4 protein-coding genes are annotated in these 3,062 nt (G+C 57.8%); all 4 read left to right on the forward strand.

Annotated features, from left to right (window positions below; genetic code table 11):
• On the forward strand, positions 1-578 hold a 578-nt coding region (locus K1Y02_26470), incomplete at its 5' end, for a hypothetical protein (protein MBX7259927.1).
• A 158-nt stretch (positions 579-736) separates the two neighbouring features.
• A complete protein-coding gene (locus K1Y02_26475; GenBank protein ID MBX7259928.1) occupies positions 737-1,498 on the forward strand; it encodes a sugar phosphate isomerase/epimerase in 762 nt (253 codons plus the stop codon).
• Positions 1,499-1,529: 31 nt separating this feature from the next.
• Positions 1,530-2,462 carry a ferredoxin--NADP reductase gene (locus K1Y02_26480; GenBank protein ID MBX7259929.1) on the forward strand — a complete coding sequence of 311 codons (933 nt, stop codon included), beginning with the start codon at positions 1,530-1,532 and terminating at the stop codon, positions 2,460-2,462.
• A gap of 29 nt (positions 2,463-2,491) precedes the next feature.
• A partial coding sequence (locus K1Y02_26485) for a protein kinase (protein ID MBX7259930.1) occupies positions 2,492-3,062 on the forward strand: 571 nt, incomplete at its 3' end.

The following is a 3,062-nucleotide window of genomic DNA, read 5'->3' on the forward strand; positions in this document are numbered from 1 at the left end:
ATGAACTGATTTCGTCCGATTTGCATCAGCGGACAACAGACATCTGGGCGAACGGATCGGCAGTACGCATCGACCTGTTTGTTCCAGATGTTTTCGCAGCACTGCCGGGCGTGCAGGCGGCGGCAAGGGGATGCGGATGGGCAATAAGCGTCGATGCCAACGCGCAGATGCTACTTAAGGCGAAGCAACACGGTGCCTTCGCCCTGTATTTGGATGCAGTTTCTGCCGCTGATGGTGGACACTTCTTGACGAGTTTGGCGACGCAGGGGAGGGCAGGGGCGAAACTCGGCGTCGCACACCTCTCCGTCGCTGGTGCCGCCGATCACCGCGAGATAAAGGACTTGCTCGGTGCTGACCCGAAACCGACCACTATGCATCCGACCGCCGAGCAAGTGAGCAAGATCAAGAAGCCAACCCCGAAGCACACGGCACTGCTATTTGCTCTCACCCCACCTACAGCGCGACCAGTTGCGACCTCGAAGGAGGTACGGGCATTTGCGGACGGTCGCACCACGCGGAAGTCTGGCGCCGTTCCGCTGATTGTCGTCATCCGAACTGCGGATGGTGCCGGATTGTAGTTGGCCCTGGTTTTTCCCATACCGCATTCCACAATGACGGCCCGCACCTGTGGAGAGTTGCTGTGACACCAATTGACCGTCGCACGTTCCTGGCCGCCAGCGTCGCAAGCCTGACCTCAACCGCTCTCGGCCAGCCCGACGAGAACCGATTCGGCGGGTTGAAAGTCGGCATCCAGTCGTACACCTTCCGCAAGTTCGATCTGGAAAACGCCCTCAAGCGGACCAAAGAACTCGGTCTCACCTACGCGGAGTTCTTCCGCGATCACATCAAGCCAACCGGCACGGCAGAGCAGCACGCCGCAGCCAAGAAACTGTGTGCTGAGTACGGAGTGACGCCGCTCGCATTCGGCGTGGAACGGTTCACCAAGAACCACGACGCCAATAAGAAGCTATTCGACTTCGCCATGCGTCTCGGAATGAAGTATTTAAGTGCGGACCCCGACCCGGATAGCTTCGACAGCCTGGACAAACTCGTCGAAGAGACCAAAATCGCGATTGCAATTCACCCGCACGGCCCGAGCGGCGGCAACCGCAAACATCGCTGGTACTCAGCCGACGTGATTATGGCGGCAGTCAAGGACCACCATCCCTTGATCGGGACATGTCTGGATACAGGCCACCTGATTCGCATGGGTCAACCGCCATTCAACAGCCCACTCGATCCAGCCGAACAAGTGCGGAAGATGGGTGCCCGCAACTTCGGACTGCACCTAAAGGATCATGACAACAAGCGGCGGACTGACGTACCGTTCGGCGACAGGACGGGCACATTGGACGTGCCCGGCGTGTTACTGGCGCTCAAGGAAGTGAAGTTTGGGGGGTATATCAGCATTGAGTACGAGGCGAACCCGGACGACCCATCAGCGGATGTGAAGAAGTGTGTGGCGTACCTCAAGGAGGCGATCGCCAAGCTCGGCTGACAGCCTGCGATCTGGTCTGTACAATCTCCCAATGACCCCGGAAGAAATCGCCGCAGCCCGCGCGCGTCGGTACAACGCGACCGTTGTTCACCTGCACAGGGTCCACTCAGACCTGATGGTGTTGCGGGTGCGGCCGGATTTTCCACGGCCGGCGTACAAGCCTGGTCAATACGTCACGCTTGGCCTTGGCAACTGGGAACCGCGCACACCTGGCTGTCAGGACGAACAACTCGCGGACGAGGACCATGCAAAGGTTGTGCGTCGATCGTACTCCATCTCCTCGTCCATTTATTCGTCGCCAGGTATTCTGCGTGACATGACTCAGGACGACTGGTTGGAATTCTACGTCGTCCTCGTTCGGGAAGGGGAGTTGGGCGGACGGGTGCCGGCACTGACACCACGGCTATTCGAGCTAAACGAAGGGGACCGGCTCCAGATCGGAGAACGAATCGTCGGCCATTTCACACTGGACCCGGTGAAAGATGGTGACACGGTGCTTTTTCTGGGCACCGGCACAGGCGAAGCGCCACACAATCACATGGTCTGGGAACTGCTTCGTCGTGGGCACGCAGGCTCCATAGTGCAGGCCTGCTGTGTCCGCTTTTTGCGTGATCTCGGCTACCTGACGACACAACAACGGTTGATGGAACAGTTCCCACAGTACAAGTACCTGCCCTTGGCTACCCGAGAACCAGGGTTGAGCAAAAAGGCATACATCCAGGACTTGCTCGTGGCAGGCGAGTTGGACACTGCTGCAGGAGGCCGATTGGATCCGGCCAGTACCCATGTTTATCTCTGTGGCAACCCGAAGATGATCGGGGTTCCGGTCAAAAACAAGACCACCGGCGAACGGACGTACCCGGAACCGATCGGTGTGATTCAGCTTCTGGAGGAGCGTGGATTTGTGGCCGACCAGGCTGCAATCAAGCTCAAGGGCAACGTCCACTTTGAAGAATACTGGTAAACCGCCGGCAGGCGGGGCAGGGGGCGGGAATGGCCGACGTCGGCGACACCGTTGATGGGTACAAGCTGCGGGCGATCCTACACCCGGCCCGCAAGACCACCGTTTTCGAGGTGGTTGAGGGCAGCGGTCGGCACTTCGCCATGAAGATGCTACTCCCCGAATTGAGGGAAGATAAGGAAGCTCATCAGGAGTTGTTCAACGACGCCGAGGTCGGACTGAAGATGCGGCACGAGAATGTCATCAACATTCTCAAGGTGTCAAAATCATACAAGGTCTATCCGCCGTACTTCATTATGGAGTACTTCCCGGCGGGATCACTTCGCAACCGACTCCAAAGCCGCAATCCGGCGGACAAACAGTTTTTGAAAGATAAGGCCAAGACGATATTCAAGCAGTCGGCGACCGGATTGGCATACTTGACTGCCAGTGGCTTCATCCACAAGGACATCAAGCCGGACAACATCTTGTGCAATGCTTCGGGCAAGGTGAAGATCATCGACTTCGCGATCGCGCAACCGATCAAATCGGGACTTCTTGGCAGCTTGTTCAATAGAGGCAAGCCAAAATCCGCCCAGGGCACATACAGCTATATGTCACCGG

This window comes from Candidatus Hydrogenedentota bacterium, from assembly GCA_019695095.1.
Lineage (GTDB): Bacteria > Hydrogenedentota > Hydrogenedentia > Hydrogenedentales > SLHB01 > JAIBAQ01.